The sequence below is a fragment of the Roseateles sp. GW821-FHT09H11 genome (assembly GCF_059415845.1).
This window is the reverse complement of record NZ_JBWKOA010000002.1, coordinates 589,049-610,657: the sequence shown is the minus strand read 5'-3', so window position 1 is coordinate 610,657 and position 21,609 is coordinate 589,049. Positions and strand designations below refer to the sequence as shown.

The following is a 21,609-nucleotide window of genomic DNA, read 5'->3' as shown; positions in this document are numbered from 1 at the left end:
ACAATGGCTGCGTTGTCCGCTCTACCGTTCCTTTCCCATGCTCAACTGGCAGCTCGACGATCCCACCGAGACCGCGGCGGCGAACAGATACACCTTCTACAAGCCGTCGCCGGAAGTCCTCGCCAAGGTCTCTGTCGGCGAGGTCGTGAAGCTGATCTTCCGAGGCCATGGTGACGACGCTGACGACGTCTATGTCGAGCGCATGTGGGTGCTCGTGGACGCTGTCCACCCTGACGCGTGTTTCGAGGGTCGGTTGGACAACGACCCGCGCCACATCCGGGGTCTCCAGGCTGGCGATCCGGTGAGCTTCGAGGCGCGACACATCATCAATACCGAGCACCGCGATCCCCACGACTTCACCGCCAGGTTCATCAAGCGCGCCTTCGTGACGAACCGGATTCTTCATGACGGCCAGGCGATCTGCTTCCTCTATCGAGAGTCACCGGACGAAGACCAGGACAGCGGCTGGCGGTTCACGGCCGGCGACGAGACGGACGAGTACATGGAGGACACCGGCAACATCGGCTACGTGTCCCTGGGCGCCGTGCTGTCGAGGGACGATTCGGTCCTTCACCTTCTGGACGAGCCGGCGGGCTCGGCGTTCAAGCGTGATGGCGCATCGGGGCTTTTCGTTCCGGATTCGCGAGGCTGATCCTTTGACCCACGCGAGGTGAATTCCCCTCACCTCGCGGCCTCTGGAACTCGCTCTCAAGACGCGACCTTCCTCCGATCCTCATCCACCGCGCGCTCCACCACGCCGAGCATTCCCAGGCCCTCGCGCAGCGACTCCTTCACTGCGTTGGCCACGTGCTTGGCCGGATCGCCCTCCGCGCAGTTGTCGGAGAGCATGGACAGCATCGACGCGCCGCTCACCAGCAGTGCGCGCAGGTTGGCCAGCGCCGAGCCCATCGTCAGATCCGCGCGCAGGCAAATCGCATCGGAGCCGAGTCGCGGTCCGAAGATCTGCGGCTCGGTCATGCCCCAGTCGTGTTGCAGGTGGATCAGCGTCTGCTGATCGCAGCCCGCGAGCGGATGGCGCTGGCGCATCGGCTTGTCGGACTCGTCGATGCGTGCTTGTTGGAAACTTCCCATGTCGTCGTACCCCGGTCAATGTTGGACACCACCGGCTCCGACGTTGAAGGCGACATGCCTTCGGATCGACCGGAGAGGTGGGCGAGATGTCAAAAGCACGGCAATGACGTGATGGCCGTCCTCGCGGAGAGGCCCATCTCGCCCATGATCGAGAGATCAGGGACGCGGACACCGATCGCAGGATCGGTGTCGGAATTGCACGGCGCTTTTGAAACACCGGAGTCCATGCTGCGACCGATCGGGACTTCGTTCTCTGATCTATATCAAAGACTTCTGGCGGTTCGTTCCATAGAGGGAATTGGGGGGATGGGCTCCTACCTTTGAGGGTCAGGACTTGTCAGTGAGGTCTGGAGGCCCACGCAACTCGTCTCAGGTTGACGTCCCCGCGGTCTCGCCGGTGCGCACTCTGGGAATCTCGTCATCCACATTCATCGCCGCATGAGCTGATACGTCCATGGTCACTAAACTTCGGCTTGCGAGCGCCTGCCCCGGGTGGCAGGCGAAACGCGACGTTCAACCGGCCGCCGCGGCCATCTCGCCGCCTGGGGTTTTCATGTCCGATGACAGCGACATCGTGCACCGAAGGGTGCGGAACCAAGTGATGTTCTGGCTCCAGAGGGTCGTCGATATCAGGCGCGACCCAACGCCTGTCGACCTCAACGAGGTGATCAACCAGTGGTACGACTGGAACGTCGAGGAGTTGACCGACGTCCAACTCTATGGCGAGCCGGCTTACACGGCCAAGGAAGCGCTGGCTGCAGGTGAGGTCCGAGAAGCGGTCGAGCGGTTCTGCGCCGCTACGCCTCAAACGATCCAGGATTCAGAGGCAGCCTTCGGCTTGCGGGAGTGGCAACACCTCGAAGCCGCGGCGACCCACGCCTTGGACGTGATGCGTGTTCGCGGGGTATTGCCCGAGTGAGGCCACGAGCGTGTGCAGGCCCGATCCGCGGGAGCGATGGTCCTGTTCATCGAAGAACAGGTGCTTGACCGAGGTAGGCCGAAGCACACAGTTGCTCATCGAAAGCGGTGCGACCTCGTGTGACCTTCGACCGCGAGGTCCACCCCCGGCCTGCTGAGCCCTCACCACTATCATTCGCCTCCTCGATTCCCCCGATCCATGCGCCTCGATCGTTTCTTCACCTGGATATGCACTGCCGGGTTTGCCGGCACTGGCGTGGTCTATGGCGTCGCCCTGCTGCTTTTGCTTGTGGACGGGCGAATGGTCGAGTTCAGCAAGCTGTCCACAGGACGCTCATATACCTGGGCCGACTCGCCAGGGATGCTGATCGTCAACACGCTGGCGCACGCCACCCTCCTGAGCGTCCTGTTCCTGTTGGCGAGAATAATCTGGCGGACACAGCCGGACGTCCATGCACGCAGGCGACGACCATCCCACGCGATGAAAGGGCGCCAGTGGGCAGCACTGTCCTTCATGGCGTTCACGCTCATCGCAACCTGCGTCGTGGCGAAGCTTGGCCTGCCAACGGGCGCGATGCGTCGCCCTGCCCTCGTTGTCATCTGGCTGCTCTGGTTAGGGACTTGTACGCTGGACCCTCTCTGGGCGCTGATGACGGGTCAGATCGGCACGGAATCGGATCGCATAGTGCGGCGATCCGACGATCCAAAAGACTTCTGGCGTCGCTGGATCAAGACCGCCGCCTGTTTCGCGTTGGTGCTGGGTATCGCCACCATGGTGTGCTGGAGCAAGTGGTAAGCGCTTGGGCCCACGTCTCCGGACGCCCCTCACATGCTCGCCAGCACGATCATCAGGCTGTAGACGAGGATCGCGCCCCCTGCGATGAAGAGCAAGGCCACCGTGCGCCAGGCCGCGCCCGCCCAGCTGAGCGCGTAAGTGCCGCGCAGCTGCGCGAACATGTGCAGCGGCGGCACCACCGTCGCGAGCAAGACCGCCATGCCGGCGAGCCCGAAGTACCCGCAGATCGCCACAGCGCTCATCAGCAGCGCCATCGCCGACAACGAATAGAGCGAGAACACGGCATGGTCGAACATGCCGAATCGGCGTCGAGTCACCAGCAGCAGCCACAGGAACGGCAGCGAGATCGGCATCAGCAGGAATGCGAACTTGGCCGCCGCGCCCTTGATCTTGTAGAGCGCGAGTTCCTTGTTCTCCAGCGCATGCTTGAGCTTGCGCTCGAAGACCGGCATCCCTGACGTGCCTTCGATCTGCAGCATCGGCCCTTGCGCCTGGCTCAGCGCGCGGTCGATCCGGCCGTCGATGCCGGGCGCGGAAAGCCACGGCAGATAACGCGCGAGCGAGGCTCGGACCTGCTGCGCGGCGGCACGCGCGGTCTCGGGATCCTTCGCGGCCTGCTGAGGGTCCAGGAACAGCTGCGCCTGCTCGATCCCGGCGACCTCCTCCCGTTGCTCGGCAATGGCCGACTCGACGCGGCGGCGCGACGTGTCCCCTGCCGGCAGTGCGGCGAGTTGCGCTTCCAGCTCGCCCAGCTTCGCGCGGCTGGCCTCCAGTGTCTGGTTCAGCTTGGCCATCTGTTCCGGGTTCAGGGTGCCCCCCAACGTCACGGTCGGGCTGGTCAGCGAGAACACGAGGAACATCAGGAAGAGCAGGAACAGCAGCAGCGCCAGCGGCGAGACGTAACGGACGCGTCGGCCGTCGATGTACTCCCGGGTCAGCTTGCCCGGCCTCAGCAGCAGCATCGGCACGGTCCGCCAGGCCTTGGTCTCGAAATGAAGAATGCCGTGCAGGAACTCCTCCGCCAGATGCGCCAGCGAGCGGTGGACATGAGCCGCCTGGCCGCAGCGGTGGCAGAACGCGCCTTGCAGCGGCGCGGTGCAGTTGGCGCAGGCCCCGTGCGCATGCCTGGAGGCCTCGGCCTCGGCCTCGACCTCGGCACCGCCGACGATCTCCCGAGCAACGGCGGCTCCCACCAGCATCTCGCCGGCCGCCTCGACTTGGATACTCATGACTCCCTACCCCGACGAGCGCCGCGACGCGCGGCTACGGCGCGGAGTATCTCCTCCGCTCCCCTTCCCGAATGGTCGGCAAAACCCGCCGTCGACGCCCCCCAACGCCCTGGCCGCACTCGTTGCCCGGCGGCGCGCGTTGAGACTAGCCAAGAGTCATTTGCGCCCACCCCGCCGAGCGGGCAACATGGGCCGCTCGCCGCCGGACTTCTCCGCGGCGCCCTGCAGGGAGCTTCACATGGCACGTGCCGTCGTTCCTGGTCCGATCGGGTTGGACGTCGCTCGACTGATGTCCGATCCGGGCACGAAGTGGATTGGCGACTCGCCCCGCCCCGGGCCGATCGGCCTGGACGCGTCCGCGGGCGACAACTGGCTGCTCGTGGCCGCGGACTTCACGCCGCCGGCCAGCGCCCCGTACGTGCCCGCGCCGCAGAAGCCCCTCGCCACGCCCGATGGCGCCGCCCGCGGGCTCACCACCGGCGAGATCGCGATGGCGCGCCTGCTCTTCAAGGATGCGCTCGACTACACCGCCATCAAGGTCCACAAGGACGAGTACCTGCCTTTCGGCCTGCAGCCCGACGACACCGCCATGACGCCCAATGGCGAGATGTACTTCAACAAGAGCTACTTCAAGGAAGACTTCTCCCAGGGCGAAGACGGCGACAAGCACTGGTTCATGCACGAGATGGTCCACGTGTGGCAACACCAGCTCGGCTATTGGGTGCGCCTGCGCGGCGCGATCCGGATCGGCCTGTCCTACCAGTACGAGTTGAAGTCCGGGCAGACCCTGGGCGACTACAACATGGAAGCCCAGGGGGACCTGCTCGCCGACTACTTCGCGCTCAAACACCTGGGTTCGTCAGATGCCATGAGCCAGAAGCAATACGCCAAGAGCCTGCCCCTTTTCGAAGAGGTGCTCCAGACCTTCATCGCCAATCCTGCCGACAAGGCCAACCTGCCCTGAGCCCATGACGTCCATGAAGTCGATGAAACCGCTGAAGCCGCTTCTGCTGCTCGCGCTGTCCGCCTGGATCTGCTCGGCCTGCGCCACGTCCCGCCGCGGTGAGGCCGAGGTCCGGATGGAAGGCGGAAAGCCCTGCTTCACGCTCACAGCCAAGGAAGCGAAGCGCGATCCCGGCGTGAGACTGCAGACGGTGATCGTCTCCGATGCCTCTTCCAAGCCGGTGGCCAAGGTCTGGTCGTTGAGCGTGGATCCTGCGCAGGGCGCACCGATGTCGAACGCCAGTTGCATCGCCTATGGCCAGGTGCCGCCCGGCGCGGAGACCAACACGCCGCCGGCCCCCTTGCAGCCCGACCGCGTCTATCTGGTCTATCTGAACGGCCGCCCGTCGGATCCGTCCGATCCGACGCATGGCTACGGCACCAAGTTCTGCCTCGCCGCCGACGGCGCGCAAGGCCAGCGGCTCGTCCCGCTGAAACCCGGCTCCCGCGAGTGGATCGACGAGGTTTGCCGCTGAGGCTTCGGAGAGCAGCTTCGCTGCATGACTGCCGAGAGCCCGCGCGCTTGGCGCGCCCCTCACCCCGACCCTCTCCCGCAAGCGGGAGAGGGAGCAAGAGGCGCAGCATGAGTTCTCAGCGCATCACCTTCGCCAGGTGACTCGCCATCATCCCCGCCGCGATGCGCGCGACCTCCTTGGGCTTCAGGCTCTCGTCGAAGAGCATCTCCACCGTCGCGTAGATCAGCTCCACGACGATGCGGCTCGCGAGCTTGAGTTCCGCGCGCTTCGCCCCCGGCAAGGCCTTCACCAGCAACCGCGTCTGCGCCTCGGTCACCGCCGCGTGCGAGGTCAGCCGCACCTCCTGCAGTGCGGGCACGGCCCGCATCGCCCGCATGATCCACACGCCCGCCGGGGTGTCGCGCGTCGCCGCGTAGGTGTCCAGCAGCAGCCCCGCCAGCGCCTCTTCCAGCGCCGGCACGCCGCGCTGGACCACCTCCACCGACATCCACTTCGCCACGCATTCGTTCTGGCGCTGCATCAGGCGCTGCCCAAGCTCGAACAGCAGCGCGTACTTGTTCGGGAAGTAGCGGTACAGCGCCGGCGGCGACAGCCCCGCCCGCATGCAGACCAGGTTGGTGGAGAGCCGCTCCACGCCCACCTCGATCAAGGTCTGCGCCGCCGCCTCCAGGATGCGCTCGTAGGTCTCCGTGGCGCGCTGCTGCGCGGGCAGCTTCTTGGCGGCCAGCGTCGGCGCCGTCACGGCATCCGGCGCGGACTCGGTGTCCGTCTCGGTGCCGGCCCCGAGCGCGATCGCCGCCCCCACCGGGAGGGCTGAAGCCGGAGCAGGTTCGGAGGTCTTGCGGCGCGAAGCAGGCATGGGCATGGGCGGGTGTGGGCTTTGCGGGATTGTTCCAGGGTTGGCGAGCACCCCGGAACGATAGCCATGACTATAAGATCTCCAGCCATCTTCCAACGCATGGTTTGCGCCGAGATGAGCACACTCCCCTTCACGGCTCCGGCCGCGGCTTCGACCAGCACCCGTGGCGCGCAGACGCTGGCGATCGCCGTCGGCTCGGTGGCGCTGCTGATGCTCGGCCTGCAGCCGCTGCTGCTGGGCGCGCTGCTGGAAGCCGGCCATGTCACCCTGGAGGGCGTCGGCCTCGTGGCCATGGGAGAGATCGTGGCCCTGGGCCTCGGCGTCCTGATCGGCGATCTGGCGCTGCCGGTGCGGTCGCTGCGCGTCATCACCGTCATCGCCGCGTTGTCCGCCGCGGCGCTGGACCTCGTGACCATGCGGGTCGCGGGCGATCTGGCGGTGGGACTGGTCCGCGCCGGCGCCGGCCTCACCGAAGGCCTCATGGTCTGGAGCACGACCGCCGTCATCGTCAGGGCCGCCGTGCCCGAGCGGCTGGCCGGGCTCTTCTTCGTCGTGCAGACGCTGGCGCAATCGCTGCTCGGCCTCGCGCTGGCGCATCTCGTCATTCCCGCGCACGGATGGCCGGGCGGCTTCGCGGTGCTCGCCGGGCTCTGCGGTCTGGCCGCCCTGCTCGCCCTGCTGTTCGCGCGGCCGCTCGGCCCGCTCACGCCCACGGTGAGCCAGGTCGGCATCGGCATGACCTGGACCCGGCCGCGCATCGGCACGCTGCTGGTCGTCTTCCTGCAGCTCGCCACGCTCGGCGCGCTGTGGGCCTATGCCGAGCCGCTCGGCACCCGCGCCGGCTTCTCCGCGCTGGCCGTCCAGACGCTCATCGCCGCGGGGCTCGGCATGCAGGTGGTCGGCGGCAGCGCCGGCACCTGGCTCGTGCGGCGCCTGCCGGTGCGGCCCGTGCTGCTGGGATGCGCCGTCGTGCTCGGGCTCTGCGCCCTCGGCATCGCGCGAACCGGGCCAGGCGGCACTGCCGTCTTCGCCGCGCTGTGCGGCCTGTTCACCTTCACCTGGCTGTTCATGCTGCCCTTCCAGATGGCGCTCGCCTTCCGGGTCGACGGCAGCGGGCGTGTCGCGTCCCTGGTGCCCGCCGCCCAGCTCTTCGGCAGCGCATTCGGGCCGCTCATGGCCTCGCTGGTCGTCACCGGCGACGAGATCGCGCCGGTGCCCTTCGTGGCGGCGGGCTTCGCGGCGCTGGCGATCCTGGCGCTGCCGCTGGCGCGCGCGCCCGCCCGGCCTTTGGCGGATTGATAGAAGGCCTCAGCACTTCCACCGCCGCTGGCCCTCACCCCCACCCTCTCCCGCAAGCGGGAGAGGGAGTCCGACCGGCTCGACTCGCGGCGCTGGCTCCTCTTGCCCCCTCTCCCGCTTGCGGGAGAGGGTGGGGGTGAGGGCCAGCAGCCTGCGCAGTCAGCAAGAAGGCTTCAGCTCTGCCACAGCGACCGACGACCGCAGTCCGCCAGGGTTTCTCCGCAAATCAAATTAGATAGTCATCGCTATACCATAGCCATCACTATCCAAATGACGCGAGGGCAAGCCCCTCCGGAGAGGACGCGATGGCATCTCGACAGGCCCCTTCTCGACGAACCGCAGTCGCGGCACTCTTTGCCGCGCTGATCCCGTGCCTGTCAATGGCCGCCGGCCCGGACGACGCCAAGGGCCGATGGCTGAGCGCCGACGGCGGCGCCGTCATCGAGTTCAAACCCTGCGACGACAAGCCGGCCGCGCTGTGCGGCCGCATCGTCTGGGACAAGGACGCGGGCAAGGCCAACGACACCTGCGGCATCCAGATCGCGCAGCTGGACCGCTACGAAAACGAGGCCTGGCGCGACGGCTGGGTCTACGACCCGCGCGACAAGAAGAAATACAAGGGCGCGCTGCGCGTGAAGAGCGGCGACCTCTACATCCGCGCCTACATCGGGACCGAGATCCTCGGCCAGACCGAGCAGATGAAGCGCGTGGCGGAACTGCCCGCCTCGCCCGTCTGCAAATCCTGAACACCTGAACGCCCGAACGCCTGAACGAGGAGACCCGAGATGACCCGCACGACCTCCGCCTTCCTGCTCGCCGCCGCCGTCGGTGCGCTCTGCCCCTTGACCGCCCGCGCCGACGAGACCGGCACCGCCACGATGGGCGTCGAGACCGAAGTGAAACTGCTCTCCGACCTGCGCAACCGCGGCGTGTCGGATTCCGGCCGCAAGCCGTCGCTGCAGCTGGGCGTGCAGCTCGCGCACGAGTCCGGGATCATCGGCCTCGCGCAACTCTCCACGGTCAGCAAGAAGGCCTTCACCGACGGCGACGGCGTCAACCTGCTGCTCGGCACCGGCTACCGCTTCGGCGATCCGGACGGCTGGCACTTCGGCGTGGGCCTGGCCAAGGAGTTCTTCCCCGGCGCGAAGTTCGACGCGCCGCACGGCATCGACATGGAAGCCGGCGTGCCGGTGGACTTCCGCCGCACCCGCTACGACACCGCCTACGCCGTGCTGGAGATCGGCTGGGGCAAGCTCGAAGGGCGCGTCCTCAACGTGCTCTCGCGCACCTACCGCGGCGCGGACACCGGCGGCGTCTGCGGCCAGATCCTCGTCGCCGCCGTCGATCCCACGCCGGCGCTCGAGTGTTATGCGCGCGGGGACCACAACTCGCGCGGCAGCCTGCTCTACGACCTCACCTACCGCCATCCGCTCACACCCACCACCACGCTGAACCTGCACGCGGGCACGCAGAAGATCCGCCACTTCAAGGAGGCGGACTTCAGCGACTACTCGATCGGCATCACCCATCAGCGCTGGGGCCTCAACTTCACCGCCGAATGGGTCGCCACCAGCACGCATCGGCCCGAACTCTTCATGATCCCCGACGGCGACGGATGGAAGCGCCAGGACAACAACACGCTGGTCGTCTCCGTGTCGCGCAAGTTCTGATGACATCGTCGGTCCCTTCGTCCCCATCGTTCACCTCGCCGAACTCGCCGCTCGTGCTGGCGGTGGACCTCGGCACCAGCGGCTGCAAATGCGCGCTGGTGAGCCTGGACGGCGAAGTGCTGGCCTGGGCCTTCCGTCCCGTTCCGTTGATCGTCGACGGCGCGCGGGCCGAGCAGGACCCGGAGGCCTGGTGGCGGGCCTTGCTCGAGGCCGCCGGCGAAGTGCTCGCGCCCGACGCGGCGCGGCGGCGGCGCGTGACGGCGGTGTGCTGCTCCACGCAGACCGAGGTCACCGTCTGCCTGGGCCACGACGGCCGCGCGATCGGTCCGGCCTTCAGCTGGCTGGACGCGCGCGGCGCCGCCGCGATCAAGCGTCGCCTGCGCGGGCGCTGGCTCAACATCGAGGGCTACGCGCCGCACAAGCTCTGGCGCTGGCTGCGGCTCACCGGCGGCGCGCCGTCGCTCAGCGGGCGCGATGCCGCCGGCCACATGGCGTTCATCCGCGATGAGATGCCCGCCGTCCACGACGCCACGCGCTGCTTCCTCAACGCGCTCGACTACCTGAACTACCGTCTCTGCGGGCGACTCTGCGCGACACAGGATTCCATCCTCACCAGCTGGGTCACGGACAACCGCGATCCCTCGCGCATCCGCTACGACGACCGGCTGATCCGCGGCCTGGGACTCGACGCCGGCAAGCTGCCGCCGATCGTGCGCTCCACCGACGTGCTGGGCCCGCTGCTCCCCGACGTCGCCGCGGCGCTGGGACTTGCCGCCTCCACGCCGGTCGTGGCCGGCGCCGTCGACACCTCCGCCGTCGCGGTCGGCGCCGCCGTGTCGGACTTCGAGACCCACCTGTACCTGGGCACCTCGTCGTGGCTGGGCGCGCACGTGCCGGAGATGCGGACCGACGTCCGCCACAAGATCGCCGCGGTGCCTTGCGCGGTCGACGACCGCTATCTCGCGCTCGCGCTGCAGTCGACGGCCGGTGCCAACCTGTCCTTCCTGCGCGACCGCATCCTGTACCACCCCGACGAGCTGGCCTCCGACGAGGAACACCCCGCCGTCTACGAGCTGCTCGACAAGATCGCGGCGCGCGTGCCGCCGGGGTCGCGCGGGCTGATCTACACGCCGTGGCTCTTCGGCGAGCGCACGCCGGTCGACGATCCGTTGCTGCGGGCGGGATTGATCAACCTCTCGCTGGAACATTCGCGGGAGGACATCTTCCGCGCCTTCCTGGAGGGCGTCGCGCTGAACACGCGCTGGATGATGGAGCCCTTCGCGCGGCTGCTGGGGCGCTCGCCCGGCACGATCGCGGCGGTGGGCGGCGGCGCGCAGAGCGACGTCTGGTGCCAGATCTTCGCGGACGTCACCGGCCAGCCGATCCGGCAGCTCGAGCATCCGATCCAGGCCAACGCGATCGGCGCGACCTTCCTCGCCGGCATCGGCACCGGCGCGCTGCGCTTCGGCGATCTGGCGACGCTGCGCCGCACGCGCCGCATCTATGAGCCGGCCACCGCGCTGAGCCGGCTCTACGGCGACAAGTTCGAAGCCTTCAAGGAAGTCCGCGTGCGCCTGGCGCCGCTGTACCACCGGCTCAACCGGGTGCCCGCGACGGACGCGGTGGCCGGCGTCAGGACCGCCCCGGCGACAGGAGCCGCGACATGAAGCACGAGGTCGAGCGACGGCACGTGGTGGACCTCTGCCTGCGCCTGTCCGAGCGCGGCTACTTCGCCGGCACGGGCGGCAACCTGATGCTGCGCATCGATGACGAGCTCGTCGCCGTCACGCCGTCGGCCACGGATTACCTCGTCATGCGGCCCGAGGACGTCTGCGTGCTGCGGCTGTCGGACCTGGCCGTGGTCGACGATGCGCGCACGACCGCGCGCATCGACGCGAGCACTGACGCGAGCACTGACGCGAGCATCGATGCGAGGAGCAGCGCCCGCAAGCCCTCCGTCGAGACCGCCCTCCATGCCCGGGTGCTGCGCGCCAGACCGGACGTCGGCTGCAGCATCCACACGCACCAGCCGCTGGCGAGCGCCTGCGCGCTGATCGGCCAGCCGCTGGTCGTGCCGGAGGCGCTGCAGCGCTGGCTGGGCGCAGAGGTGCCGGTCGTCGGTTATGCGCCGTCCGGCACCGCCTGGCTGGCGGGCAAGCTCGCCAAGGCCGTCCGCCCAGACCGCCAGGCCTACCTGCTGCGCAACCATGGCATCCTGTGCTGCGCTGCGGACAGCGCCACCGCGCTCGAAGCCGTCGAGCGCCTCGAGACGCTCGCCCGCGACCTGCTGGCGGCGCGCATCGACGAACGCGTGCGCCGCGAGCCCGGCCTGCGGGCCAGGCTCGCCCCGGTGCGCGATCTGCTGCTTCATCTCAAGGGACCGTGATGTCTACGCTTGCTTCCGCCCCCCCCACCTCGCCCACCGCCGCCGGCATCGCCGCGCCCGCGCAAGGCGAGCGACACGCCGCTTCGCCATCCGGCGCCCTGCCGCCGGACGCGCCTGCCGTGCCCACCTGGCCGGACACGCACGCGCTCTACGAGCGCTTCGCGGCGCTCGTGAACCAGCCGATGCGGCCGATCCGGCCGGACGCGATGCCCAAGGTCCTGCGCTGGTTCGACGATCACTGCGCCGGGTCGAAGCGCCTGGCGGAGCAGGCCGCCACCGTGATCCCGGGCGGCGTGCAGCACAACCTCGCCTTCAACCATCCGTTCCCGCTGGCGATCACGCGCGCCGAGGGCGCGCACCTCACCGACATCGACGGCAACCGCTACATCGACTTCCTGCAGGCCGGCGGGCCGACGCTGCTCGGCAGCAATCCGCCGGCGGTGCGCGCGGCGGTGCACGCGCTGCTCGACGACTGCGGCCCGGTCACCGGCCTGCTGCACGAGTACGAGGTCAAGCTGGCCGAGCTCGTCTGCCGCCACATGCCCGGCGTGGAGATGCTGCGCATGCTGGGCTCCGGCACCGAGGCGGTGATGGGCGCGGTGCGGCTGGCCCGCACCTTCACCCGGCGTCAGCGCGTCATCAAGATCGGCGGGGCGTATCACGGCTGGAGCGACCAGCTCGTCTACGGCATGCGGCTGCCGAAGACGGGCCGCATGGAAGCGATCGGCATCCCGCGCGGCGCCACGGCGCACACGCAGGAGTGCCTGCCCAACGATCCCGAGGCCCTGCGCCGGCTGCTGCGCTGGAACCGCCTGCGCGGCGGCACGGCGGCGGTGCTGCTGGAGCCGTTCGGGCCGGAGAGCGGCACGCGGCCCGTGCACCGCGAGTTCAATGCGCAGGTCCGCGCGCTCTGCGACGAGTTCGGGGCGCTGCTGATCTTCGACGAGGTGGTGACCGGCTTCCGCGCCGGCATGGGCGGCGCGCAGGCCTACTTCGGCGTGACGCCCGACCTGACGGTGCTGGGCAAGTGCCTGACCGGCGGCTACCCGATGGCGGGCGCGATCGGGGGGAAGCGGGAGATCATGATGTCGCTCGTCGGCGGGATCGGGACGACCTCGCGGCGCGCGTTCGTCGGCGGGACCTTGTCGGCGAATCCGCTCAGCTGCGTGGCGGGCTATCACTCGCTCCTGGAGGTGGAGCGCACCAACGCGCCGGCGGTGGCCGGTCGGGCAGGCGAGCGCCTGCGCATGGGACTGGAGGAGATCATCCAGCGGCGCGGTCTGCCGTATGTGGCCTACAACCTCGGCTCCATCGTGCATCTGCAGACCTCGGGCGTGCTGCTGCTCGACACGAGCAGCCTGTGGAAGCTCATCAAGGTCAAGGACGAGGCCAAGCGTCGCAAGCACATGATGGAGGAGATGGGTGCGGCGTTCACCGCGCACGGATTGATCTCGGTCGCGGGCAGCCGTCTCTACACGAGTCTGGCCGACACCGACGAGGTCATCGACGACGCGCTGAACCGCTTCGACGACGTGATGGCGCTGGTATGAGCGACGACGCGCTCCGCGATGCGTGGCTCAGCCTCCGGCAGCGGCTGCTGGCGCGCGGACTCATGCCGGACGCCGCGGACAGTCTCTCGCTGCGCGATCCCGCGAACGGCCAGTTGGGATGGGGAACGGCCACGGACGCCTCGATGCGGACGATGCCGCTCGCGCCGGCCGAGGGCCGCGGCACGGGCGCGCTGGCGCTTCATCGAACGGTCTACGCCGCTCGGCCCGACGTCTGCGCCGTGCTCGTGGGCGGAGGTCCGTTCTGCCGGCAGATGGCAGCCTTCGGCGGATGGATGCCGCCGGTCTTCGACGAACAGATCCGACAGCTCGGCCACATGGCGCGGCCCACCGACGACCTGGCGCAACTGCCGGCCGCGCTGACCGATGGCGGCAACGTGGCGCTGCACGCGGGTCAGGTCTTGCTGCTGGGGATGACGCCGTCGCGGCTCGCGCTCAACGCGGAGCTCTTCGAGAAATGCGCGAAGGCCTGGATCCCGGCGACGGCCAGCGGCGCCAAGCTGCGCACGCTGCCGTGGCTGGTGCGGCACGTCGCGAACGGCCGCCTGATGAAGGAAGAGGCGCGCGCCCGCGAGCAGGTGCGGCTGGGGAATCCGCCGGCGGAGACTAGTGGCTACTGACCTTCCCCAGGATCGTCACGGCTGCGCCCTCCGGATGACGATGTCGAGGCGCGCTCTGCGCGCCGGTCGCTCCGTCGCGCCGCTCCGTGCGGGCAACGCTCAAAGCCAAACGCTTGCGGCGGGTTTCCACGGACGCGAGGCGGGCGGCGGCCCGACAGACTGGCGATCCCTTCCCAACGGGCGCCGCCAGTGACTGCCAACGACCGCCTCCCCGGCGACTCGTCACGACGAGCGCCGGCGCTTGTCCCCCAGGAGTTCTTCGCCGCCGACGCGGCCGGTATCCCGCTGCGCGCGATCTTCGGCATCGCGGGGGAAACCGCCGACGGCGTGTCGACAGACCGCGCCCTGCTCATCGCGCAGGCCTGCCTCAGCGGCTGGCTGCGCCACGCCCATTTCGGCGATCTGGAGCTCGTGCCGTCGGCGGAAGAGTTCACCCGCATCGAGACGCGGCGCCGGCTCGTCTTCTTCGAGGTGGCCGCTGTGCTCGCGCGGGTGGAAGCGGCGCAAGGGCGATTGGCCTGACAGGGCCATTCTTCGGCCTTGCGTCCACGGCCATCACTGGCACCCTGATGCCCATCAGATCGCATGGCGTGAGGTAGATTCCTTCGACTTCAGCGGACCCGGACATGAAGGAACAGATACCACCGTCAGAAGAGGATCGGCAGCTCGGCAACTTGGTCAAGGCTGCACTGGCTCTGGTCCTCATGGTGCTCATCATGTTCTGGTGGTGGAACTATCCGCTTCCCAGCGGCAAGCGGCCCGACCTCTTCGGTTTCGTCCAGTTCTTCGGGCGCGAGTTGCTGTTCGTCATCCCGCTGATCCTGGTGGCGGTGATCCTTGCCGTGGTCGCAGCTTGGCGCATCTGCGCCCGAGGATTGAAACGATGGGGTCGAGCTCGAAGCGACTAGGACGAGCCCCATCCAGCCGCCTTACGCGTCGGTTCACCGGCGCCATCCGCAGGCCGTGACACGCCTTGCCGATTCAACGGACGATTCGATTACAACGCTGCAAGCGCTCTTCCCTCACGGGCAACGAGCATCCAAACCCGCAGAGCATCGGATCAAGGCGCCCCATGAAGATGTACATCCTCATACGAGACGACATTCCCCTCGGATTCGCGATGGTCGCAGCCGCGCATGCCTCCCTGGCGGGATACCTCAAGTTCCGTGACACCCCGAGGTGGCTCGCTGGCTGGATCCAGGCCCGTTCTTCAAGGCGGTCTGCAAGGTGAGCGCCAAGGAGTTCGAACAGGCCAAGCAGGTCGAGGACCATGTCGTCCTCACCGAATCAGCGCTCGGTCATCAAGAAGTCGCGATCGCCTTCAAGCCGCGCGAAGAGTGGCCGAAGATGTTCCGCTTCCTGCGGCTCTATCGCGACGCGCCGGCCCACGGCAGTGATCCAAGCCAGAGTCCCTGATGAACAAGTCCAAGCCGCCGCTCTATCGCAAGGAGAACACGACCGCGCACACGATGCGCAGCCGGCATCGGGCTCGCGATTTCGGTGATGCGCGGAACACCAAGGCGGAGCAGACATCCGAAGCCAATCGCCGCCCCATGCATGGCAAGAAGCAGCGTGGCCGCGACTACACGCCGCTCTATCGGTTCCTGCTGTCCAAGGTGGGCCAACCCTGGTCGGCCGTCCATTCGGAGGCCCTCGGACGACTCGATCGCGCCGATCCGATCTTCTGGATGGTCGCGTTGCGCGAGGAAGATCGGGAGGACTATGTCTGCACCGGCGAATCGACCTACTTCAGCGGCCTCTACGTCGATGACGACGGTGTCCTGCGCATCGTGAATCCCGAGTTCGGTCCGTCCACGCTGTCGCCGACCTGCCGCTGCTGCACGCACACGTTCAACGGCGTTCCGTTCACGAAGCAATACCGCTATCTGGGCGAGTGAACACCGCCCGCTTACCCCTTTCTGGGTAGCTCCGCCACGCAGTCGTTTCACCCTTCGCATCTCATTACCCACCGTCACATCCCTCAGGATTTCAGGTTCGTAAAGTCGCCTCGCCCTCATCAGCGGAGCTTCACGAACATGATCGGACTGGACACTTCCAAGCGCCACGCACGCTCGCCACAAGCGACCTTGGCCCGACGTTTCCGATGGACGCTCACGCCCATCCTGCTGGCCGCGTTGACGGCCTGTGGCGGTGGCGAGGGACTCGACCCGCGCGTCGCCGCACAGGACGCGGCGCCCGCGCCCGACGCGCAGGACGACGGCGATCGCGCCACGATCCAGGCCAAGGCCCCCGCGAAGTTCCGGCACCCGGGCATCTTCATGAGCCAGGCGCGGTTGGACACGTTCAAGGCCTCGGCCAACTCCCCGTCCGGAAGCGGCATCAAGACGGGTTATGCCGTGGTCCTCGCCGACTCGCGCAGCAACTACACGTATGCGCATCAGGCCCTGACCACCGTGGAGGTCGTCGGCAGCGCCCGCGGTCCGCAGGAATCGCGCTTCAAGAACGATGCGATGGCTGCCTACCTCAACACCCTGCGATGGGTGAAGACCAACGACGTGCGTCATCGCGACAAGGCCGTCGCCATCCTCAACGACTGGGCCACGACCTTCCGCGGCTTCACCGTCGCCTCCGGCACCAACGCCGCGCAGGTCCAGCTGGAAGCGGCGTGGATGCTGCCGGTCTGGATCAGTGCCGCCGAGATCCTGCGGCATCACGGCGGCGGCCTGGGCAACTGGCCGGCCGCCGAAGTCACGCGCTTCAACGGCTTCGTCGACCGCCTCTACACCGAGACCGCCAAGGCGCAATCGCGCGTCAACAACTGGGCCGTCTCGGCCGCGCTCGGCATGATGGCCACCGGCGTCTTCCAGGACAACCCGACCCGTTATGCCGCCGGCTTGACCCGGCTGATCGAGATGATCCCGGTGTCGATCTACGGCAACGGCGAGATCAACGAGCTGAAGGCCCGCGACTGCTGGCACCCGCAGTACAACCTGATCGGCATCGCGCAAGCCGCCGAGATGGCCGCGAACCAGGGCGACAACTCGGTCTGGATGCACAAGCCCAATGCCAAGGACGCGCTCCCGCGCCTGGCCATGGGCCTGGAGTACATGGCCAGGTCGCTGAACAACGGATCGGGCGTGCGCGACTGCCGCAGCTATCACACCGAATCGGGCTACACCGAACTGGCGCTCAACGGCTACGTCAGCCGCGGCGTCGCCATCCCCAACTTCCAGTCGTACGTGCGCTCGCACGGCCCCGACCAGGGCGGGTTCGAGTTCCTCGGCTGGACCACCGCCACCCACGGCACCGACACCAGCGGGGCCACGCCGCCACCGCCGCCGCCTGCGCCCGCCCCTTCTCCTGCGCCGTCCCCAGCGCCGTCTCCTGCTCCGGCTCCCTCTCCAGCGCCCTCACCGGCCCCGGCACCGTCGCCCGCACCGGCCCCTTCGCCCGCGCCCGCGCCGAGTTGCCCCGCATGGAGCGAAGGCAAGACCTTCAACGTCGGCACCGTCGTCAGCTACCAGGGCAAGACCTACAAGGCCCTGGTCACGCACACCGCGTGGGCCGGCGCCGGCTGGAACCCGGCCTCGACGCCGACCCTGTGGACGCCGACGGCGGCCGGTTGCGCGACCTCGACGTAGGTCGGACGGCGTCGCTCCATCCGCACAAACCTCCCCCCTCAGGGTGACCAAGGTCGCCCCGCCGCTGAGGGATACTCCCTCGCGACGGTCGACTTGGACCGTGCCTTTCGTGGAGCAGCGCCATGGGCCTGATGGACTTCATCAAGAAACAGTTCATTGACATCATCCAGTGGACGGAGGACGACAACGGCGTCCTCGCGGTCCGCTACCCGATGCAGGACTTCGAGATCCAGTACGGCGCCTCCCTCACCGTCCGCGAGTCGCAGATGGCCGTCTTCGTCAACGAAGGCAAGGTCGCCGACGTGTTCGGCCCCGGCATGTACAAGCTGACCACGCAGACGCTGCCGGTCCTCACCTACCTCAAGAACTGGGACAAGCTCTTCGAGTCCCCCTTCAAGAGCGACGTCTACTTCTTCTCCACCCGCCAGCAGGTGGACCAGCGCTGGGGCACCACCCAGCCCGTCACCATCCGCGACAAGGACTTCGGTGCCGTGCGCCTGCGCGCGTTCGGCAACTACTCGTATCGCATCGTCGATCCGAAGAAGTTCCACACCGAGATCTCCGGCACCCGCGAGCGCTACACCGTCACCGAGCTCGACGGCCAGCTCCGCGGCCTGATGCTGCAGCACATCTCCGACGCGGTCGCCCAGTCCGGCATCCCCTTCCTGGACCTTGCCGCGAACCAGGTCGAGTTCGCGAAGGCGCTGATGGAAGCCACCGCGCCGTCCTTCGACGCGCTCGGCCTCAAGCTCGAGATGGTCACCCTGCAGAACGTCTCCCTGCCCGAGGAGCTGCAGAAGATCCTCGACCAGAAGATCGGCATGGGCATGATCGGCCAGAACATGGGCCAGTTCATGCAGTACCAGACCGCGCAGGCCATCCCCAAGCTCGCCGAAGGCGTGGGCTCGGGCGGCGGCGGCATCGCGGGCGATGCGATGGGCCTCGGCGCCGGGCTGGCGCTCGGCCAGACCATGGCGCAACAGTTGCAGCAGGGCCTGACCGGCGCCAACCAGGCGGCCGCTCAAGCCGCCGCTCCCGTGCAGCCGCAACCCGTCAGCGCCAGCGCCGATGAGGTGCTCCTGCTGCTGGAAAAACTCGGCGACCTCAAGGCCAAGGGCATCCTCACCGACGAGGAGTTCGCGACCAAGAAGGCCGAGCTGCTCAAGAAGCTCAGCTGACGCCACCCGGCGCGTCTCGTTCCGGGTCCTGATTGGCTACCGCTTCCCCCCAGCGCCGCTGGCAGGCGCACTGCCCGAACTGCGGGGCGCCGGTCGAGTTCGCCTCGGCCGCGTCCGCCAGCGCGGTCTGCAGCTATTGCCGCTCCACGCTGCTGCGTGAGGGCGACGCGCTGCGCAAGATCGGCACCAGTTCGGAACTGTTCGAGGACTACTCGCCGCTGCAGCTCGGCGCCGCCGGGCGCTACGCGGGCGCGGGCTTCGTCGTGGCCGGCCGGCTGCAGATGGTCTATGCCGACGGCAGCTGGAACGAGTGGCACATCCTCTTCGACGCCAGCGCCGACCAGCCGCCCCGCAGCGGCTGGCTGGCCGAGGACAACGGCAGCTTCGTCATCAGCTTCGAGGCGCCGCTGCAGGAGCGCGCGCCCGATCCCGCCACGCTGCGGCCCGGCGGGCTGCAGATGCTGGCCGGCACGGCGTGGCAGGTCGCGTCCATCGTCGATGCGACGCTGGCCGCCGCCGAAGGCGAACTGCCGCACCCGCCGCAGCTCGCGAAGAGCTACCCCGTCGTCGACCTGCGCAACACCGCCGATGAGGTCGCGACACTCGAGTACGGCGATCCGGCCCAGCCCACCTGGTCGATCGGACGCGCGGTCCAGCTCGCCGATCTCGCGCTGACCGGTCTGCGCCAGGAAAGCGGCGCCACGCTGCAATCCAAGGCGCTGCCCTGCCCCAACTGCGGCGCGGCGCTCGAACCGAAACTCGGCACGACGCAGTCCATCGTCTGCGGCCAGTGCAAGTCCGTCGTCGATGTTTCGACAGGCGCCGGCGCCGACCTGGCCGCCTATCGCCAGAACACCGGCGGCGAGCCGCAGATCCCGCTCGGCACGACCGGCATGCTCGCCATCGAGGGCGGCACGCCCAAGCCCTGGCAGGTCGTCGGTTACCTGGAGCGCTGCGACCTCCCCGAGTCCAGCGAGGACGAACAAACCTTCTGGCGCGAGTACCTGCTGTTCAGCCGCATGGAGGGCTTCGCCTTCCTCGTCGACACCGAGGACGGCTGGAGCGTCGTGCGCCCGATCACCGGCGCGCCGTCGAACGCGGGAGCGAAATCCGTCCGCTACAAGGACAAGGACTTCAAGCACAAGTGGACCTACACCGCGAAGGTCACCTATGTGCTCGGCGAGTTCTACTGGCGCGTCAAGCGCGAGGAACGCGCCCTCGTCCGCGACTACGAATGGCGCAACGGCACCCGGCTGGAGCTGCTCAGCAGCGAGCAGGCCGGCAACGAGGTCACCTGGAGCCACGGCCGCGCCGTGGACGCCGCCGAGGTGCGCCGCTTCTCCGCGCTGCCCGAGGACAAGATGCCGGCGCTGCGCCGCGACGTGACGTCGGGCATGGACCAGGGCAAGCTGCTGCGCAACATCATCATCGGGATCTTCATCATCGCGGTGCTGTTCGCGATGCTGCGCGCCTGCAGCAAGGATGATTGCGACCGCTACAAGGACACCTACGGCGAGACCAGCGCCGAGTACCAGCAGTGCAAGCGCAGCAGCCGCGGCTCCGGCGTGGGCTACGTGGGCTCCAGCGGCGGCTCGTACGGCGGTTACAGCAGCGGCGGCGGCGGCCACAAGTAGTCACCAGTCTCACCCAGAGTCACCCAGAGTCACCACGACGACGACGGCAATCGCGGAGACACTCCGGCAGCTCGGATCTCCGCCCGCCGTTCCCCACCGACTTCACGTCCGACATCACGACCGATCAGGAGAACGACATGGAAGGTTTCGAATGGCTCAAGCCCGCGATCGTGCTGGGCTCCATCCTGTACGCCCTCATCGGCGTGCTGGTGTTCTGGATCAGCTTCGTCGTCATCGACAAGCTGACCCCGTACAAGCTGTGGGAAGAGATCGTCGAGCACAAGAACATGGCCCTGGCCGTCGTGGTCGCGGCGATGTGCATCTCCATCGGCCAGATCGTCGCCGCGGCGATCCACGGTTGAACTGAACAGACCTTCATGCGCTCCTTCGTCCGATCCGTTGCCCGCTCCGCCGCCCCGCGCGCGTCGACTGTGTCGACCGCGCTGGCCGCGCTCGCCGTCCTGGTGGCGGCGACCGCCGGTCCCGCGTCGGCGCAGCAGCAGACCTACAAGCCGCCCCCGCTGCCGAAGCCGTCCGGCATCGCGCCCAAGGGCGACTTCACGAAGGACCTGCAGCGCGCGCGGCCGGAGGCGGACCCGGGCCAGGCCGCCGGCAATGAAGGCTCCGACGAGGCCTTCCGCGCCAAGGCCGAGGCCGACGCGATCCGCAAGGCCAACGCGGCGGGCCGGCACGACCTCATCAAGCGCACCGGCTCGCGGCTGGTGCTGCCGACCGTGTCGGGCCGGCCGGAGATCTTCGACAGCGTCTGGCCCAACGCCAGCGGTCACAGCGAGGCCGCCTACGAGGACTACCGCTTCGACGGCCTGTCGCCGGATCGCGAGTTCTTCGTCGTGCGCGCGACCTACTACGAGAGCAGCGACGTCATCTGGGTCTCGCGCCAGGACGGCGAGCGCTATCGGCTGCGCGCCACGCCCAAGCCCTCGCCGGACGGCAGCCTGCTCGCGGTCGTCAGCGCCTCCGAGCTGATGGACTTCAACGGCATCCTGATCTGGGAGCGCGCCTCGAGCCGGCTGGTCGAGAAGTTCCGGCACGAACCCGGCGATCGCTACGCGCTCTACCGCTTCATGCGCTGGAAGGACAACCGGACCATCGAGCTCGAACGGACCACGCAGGGTGATCCCCTCACCTGCCGCGACGCGATGGAGGAGACGCTGGTCGTGCTCACCCGCGAGGGCGACAACTGGTCGCTCAAGGACGTCACGGCGCCGCGCTGCAAGCGCTGACCTGCCCGTTCGGGGGGGTCGACCTCACGACCTGAC

At 68.3% G+C, this 21,609-nt stretch carries 24 protein-coding genes; 21 read left to right on the top strand and 3 right to left on the bottom strand.

Features of this window, described 5'->3' with window-relative positions:
* Nucleotides 1-145: 145 nt before the first annotated feature.
* A complete protein-coding gene (locus AC07PR_RS09880; protein ID WP_495135164.1) occupies nucleotides 146-652 on the top strand; it encodes a DUF2185 domain-containing protein in 507 nt (168 codons plus the stop codon).
* Between the two features lie 56 nt (nucleotides 653-708).
* On the opposite strand, the gene AC07PR_RS09875 is transcribed toward AC07PR_RS09880, so the two are convergent.
* Nucleotides 709-1,092 (bottom strand): hypothetical protein, encoded by a 384-nt coding sequence (locus AC07PR_RS09875; protein WP_495135163.1) that lies wholly within the window; start codon nucleotides 1,090-1,092, stop codon nucleotides 709-711.
* A gap of 454 nt (nucleotides 1,093-1,546) precedes the next feature.
* Between AC07PR_RS09875 and AC07PR_RS09870 the strand changes: the two genes are divergently transcribed.
* The gene (locus tag AC07PR_RS09870; RefSeq protein WP_495135162.1) at nucleotides 1,547-2,011 is read left to right on the top strand and encodes a hypothetical protein; all 465 of its coding nucleotides are present in this window, start codon (nucleotides 1,547-1,549) and stop codon (nucleotides 2,009-2,011) included.
* A gap of 198 nt (nucleotides 2,012-2,209) precedes the next feature.
* Complete coding sequence (locus AC07PR_RS09865; RefSeq protein ID WP_495135161.1) at nucleotides 2,210-2,806, top strand: hypothetical protein; 597 nt, start codon at nucleotides 2,210-2,212, stop codon at nucleotides 2,804-2,806.
* Between the two features lie 29 nt (nucleotides 2,807-2,835).
* Here AC07PR_RS09865 and AC07PR_RS09860 read toward each other — a convergent pair whose 3' ends face one another.
* Nucleotides 2,836-4,035: a DUF3667 domain-containing protein gene (locus tag AC07PR_RS09860; RefSeq protein ID WP_495135160.1), complete on the bottom strand. Its 1,200-nt coding sequence runs from the start codon at nucleotides 4,033-4,035 to the stop codon at nucleotides 2,836-2,838.
* Between the two features lie 238 nt (nucleotides 4,036-4,273).
* Between AC07PR_RS09860 and AC07PR_RS09855 the strand changes: the two genes are divergently transcribed.
* Both AC07PR_RS09855 and AC07PR_RS09850 read left to right on the top strand, forming a co-directional pair.
* Nucleotides 4,274-4,999, top strand: coding sequence for a hypothetical protein (locus AC07PR_RS09855; RefSeq protein ID WP_495135159.1), 726 nt, complete (start codon nucleotides 4,274-4,276; stop codon nucleotides 4,997-4,999).
* Between the two features lie 13 nt (nucleotides 5,000-5,012).
* Nucleotides 5,013-5,513 carry a hypothetical protein gene (locus tag AC07PR_RS09850; RefSeq protein ID WP_495135158.1) on the top strand — a complete coding sequence of 167 codons (501 nt, stop codon included), beginning with the start codon at nucleotides 5,013-5,015 and terminating at the stop codon, nucleotides 5,511-5,513.
* Nucleotides 5,514-5,628: 115 nt separating this feature from the next.
* On the opposite strand, the gene AC07PR_RS09845 is transcribed toward AC07PR_RS09850, so the two are convergent.
* On the bottom strand, nucleotides 5,629-6,378 hold the full coding sequence (locus AC07PR_RS09845) for a TetR/AcrR family transcriptional regulator (RefSeq protein WP_495135157.1): 750 nt from the start codon (nucleotides 6,376-6,378) through the stop codon (nucleotides 5,629-5,631).
* A gap of 108 nt (nucleotides 6,379-6,486) precedes the next feature.
* Between AC07PR_RS09845 and AC07PR_RS09840 the strand changes: the two genes are divergently transcribed.
* From AC07PR_RS09840 to AC07PR_RS09765, 16 genes are all read left to right on the top strand, one after another.
* Nucleotides 6,487-7,671 (top strand): MFS transporter, encoded by a 1,185-nt coding sequence (locus tag AC07PR_RS09840; RefSeq protein ID WP_495135156.1) that lies wholly within the window; start codon nucleotides 6,487-6,489, stop codon nucleotides 7,669-7,671.
* Between the two features lie 380 nt (nucleotides 7,672-8,051).
* Nucleotides 8,052-8,417 (top strand): DUF2147 domain-containing protein, encoded by a 366-nt coding sequence (locus AC07PR_RS09835; RefSeq protein ID WP_495135155.1) that lies wholly within the window; start codon nucleotides 8,052-8,054, stop codon nucleotides 8,415-8,417.
* Nucleotides 8,418-8,456: 39 nt separating this feature from the next.
* Nucleotides 8,457-9,341 carry a TorF family putative porin gene (locus tag AC07PR_RS09830; protein ID WP_495135154.1) on the top strand — a complete coding sequence of 295 codons (885 nt, stop codon included), beginning with the start codon at nucleotides 8,457-8,459 and terminating at the stop codon, nucleotides 9,339-9,341.
* A complete protein-coding gene (locus tag AC07PR_RS09825; RefSeq protein ID WP_495135153.1) occupies nucleotides 9,341-11,008 on the top strand; it encodes a xylulokinase in 1,668 nt (555 codons plus the stop codon). The genes AC07PR_RS09830 and AC07PR_RS09825 overlap by 1 nt, the downstream gene beginning before the upstream one ends.
* Entirely contained in the window at nucleotides 11,005-11,727 is a 723-nt protein-coding gene (locus AC07PR_RS09820) for a class II aldolase/adducin family protein (protein WP_495135152.1), read from the top strand. Before AC07PR_RS09825 ends, AC07PR_RS09820 begins: the two co-directional genes overlap by 4 nt.
* Nucleotides 11,727-13,277, top strand: a complete 1,551-nt coding sequence (locus tag AC07PR_RS09815) for an aspartate aminotransferase family protein (RefSeq protein ID WP_495135151.1) — start codon at nucleotides 11,727-11,729, stop codon at nucleotides 13,275-13,277. Before AC07PR_RS09820 ends, AC07PR_RS09815 begins: the two co-directional genes overlap by 1 nt.
* Nucleotides 13,274-13,915: a class II aldolase/adducin head domain-containing protein gene (locus AC07PR_RS09810; protein WP_495135150.1), complete on the top strand. Its 642-nt coding sequence runs from the start codon at nucleotides 13,274-13,276 to the stop codon at nucleotides 13,913-13,915. Before AC07PR_RS09815 ends, AC07PR_RS09810 begins: the two co-directional genes overlap by 4 nt.
* 189 nt (nucleotides 13,916-14,104) lie before the next feature.
* Nucleotides 14,105-14,437 carry a hypothetical protein gene (locus AC07PR_RS09805; RefSeq protein WP_495135149.1) on the top strand — a complete coding sequence of 111 codons (333 nt, stop codon included), beginning with the start codon at nucleotides 14,105-14,107 and terminating at the stop codon, nucleotides 14,435-14,437.
* Nucleotides 14,438-14,541: 104 nt separating this feature from the next.
* Nucleotides 14,542-14,823, top strand: a complete 282-nt coding sequence (locus AC07PR_RS09800) for a hypothetical protein (RefSeq protein ID WP_377154103.1) — start codon at nucleotides 14,542-14,544, stop codon at nucleotides 14,821-14,823.
* Nucleotides 14,824-15,142: 319 nt separating this feature from the next.
* On the top strand, nucleotides 15,143-15,331 hold the full coding sequence (locus tag AC07PR_RS09795) for a hypothetical protein (protein WP_495135148.1): 189 nt from the start codon (nucleotides 15,143-15,145) through the stop codon (nucleotides 15,329-15,331).
* On the top strand, nucleotides 15,331-15,813 hold the full coding sequence (locus tag AC07PR_RS09790) for a hypothetical protein (RefSeq protein ID WP_495135147.1): 483 nt from the start codon (nucleotides 15,331-15,333) through the stop codon (nucleotides 15,811-15,813). Before AC07PR_RS09795 ends, AC07PR_RS09790 begins: the two co-directional genes overlap by 1 nt.
* 189 nt (nucleotides 15,814-16,002) lie before the next feature.
* Nucleotides 16,003-17,517, top strand: a complete 1,515-nt coding sequence (locus tag AC07PR_RS09785) for a carbohydrate-binding protein (protein WP_495135146.1) — start codon at nucleotides 16,003-16,005, stop codon at nucleotides 17,515-17,517.
* Between the two features lie 122 nt (nucleotides 17,518-17,639).
* A complete protein-coding gene (locus tag AC07PR_RS09780) occupies nucleotides 17,640-18,695 on the top strand; it encodes an SPFH domain-containing protein (protein WP_377154095.1) in 1,056 nt (351 codons plus the stop codon).
* Nucleotides 18,696-18,727: 32 nt separating this feature from the next.
* Complete coding sequence (locus AC07PR_RS09775; RefSeq protein ID WP_495135145.1) at nucleotides 18,728-20,329, top strand: DUF4178 domain-containing protein; 1,602 nt, start codon at nucleotides 18,728-18,730, stop codon at nucleotides 20,327-20,329.
* Nucleotides 20,330-20,466: 137 nt separating this feature from the next.
* A complete protein-coding gene (locus AC07PR_RS09770) occupies nucleotides 20,467-20,691 on the top strand; it encodes a DUF350 domain-containing protein (RefSeq protein WP_297525741.1) in 225 nt (74 codons plus the stop codon).
* 15 nt (nucleotides 20,692-20,706) lie between these two features.
* Complete coding sequence (locus AC07PR_RS09765) at nucleotides 20,707-21,573, top strand: hypothetical protein (RefSeq protein WP_495135144.1); 867 nt, start codon at nucleotides 20,707-20,709, stop codon at nucleotides 21,571-21,573.
* Nucleotides 21,574-21,609: the final 36 nt, after the last annotated feature.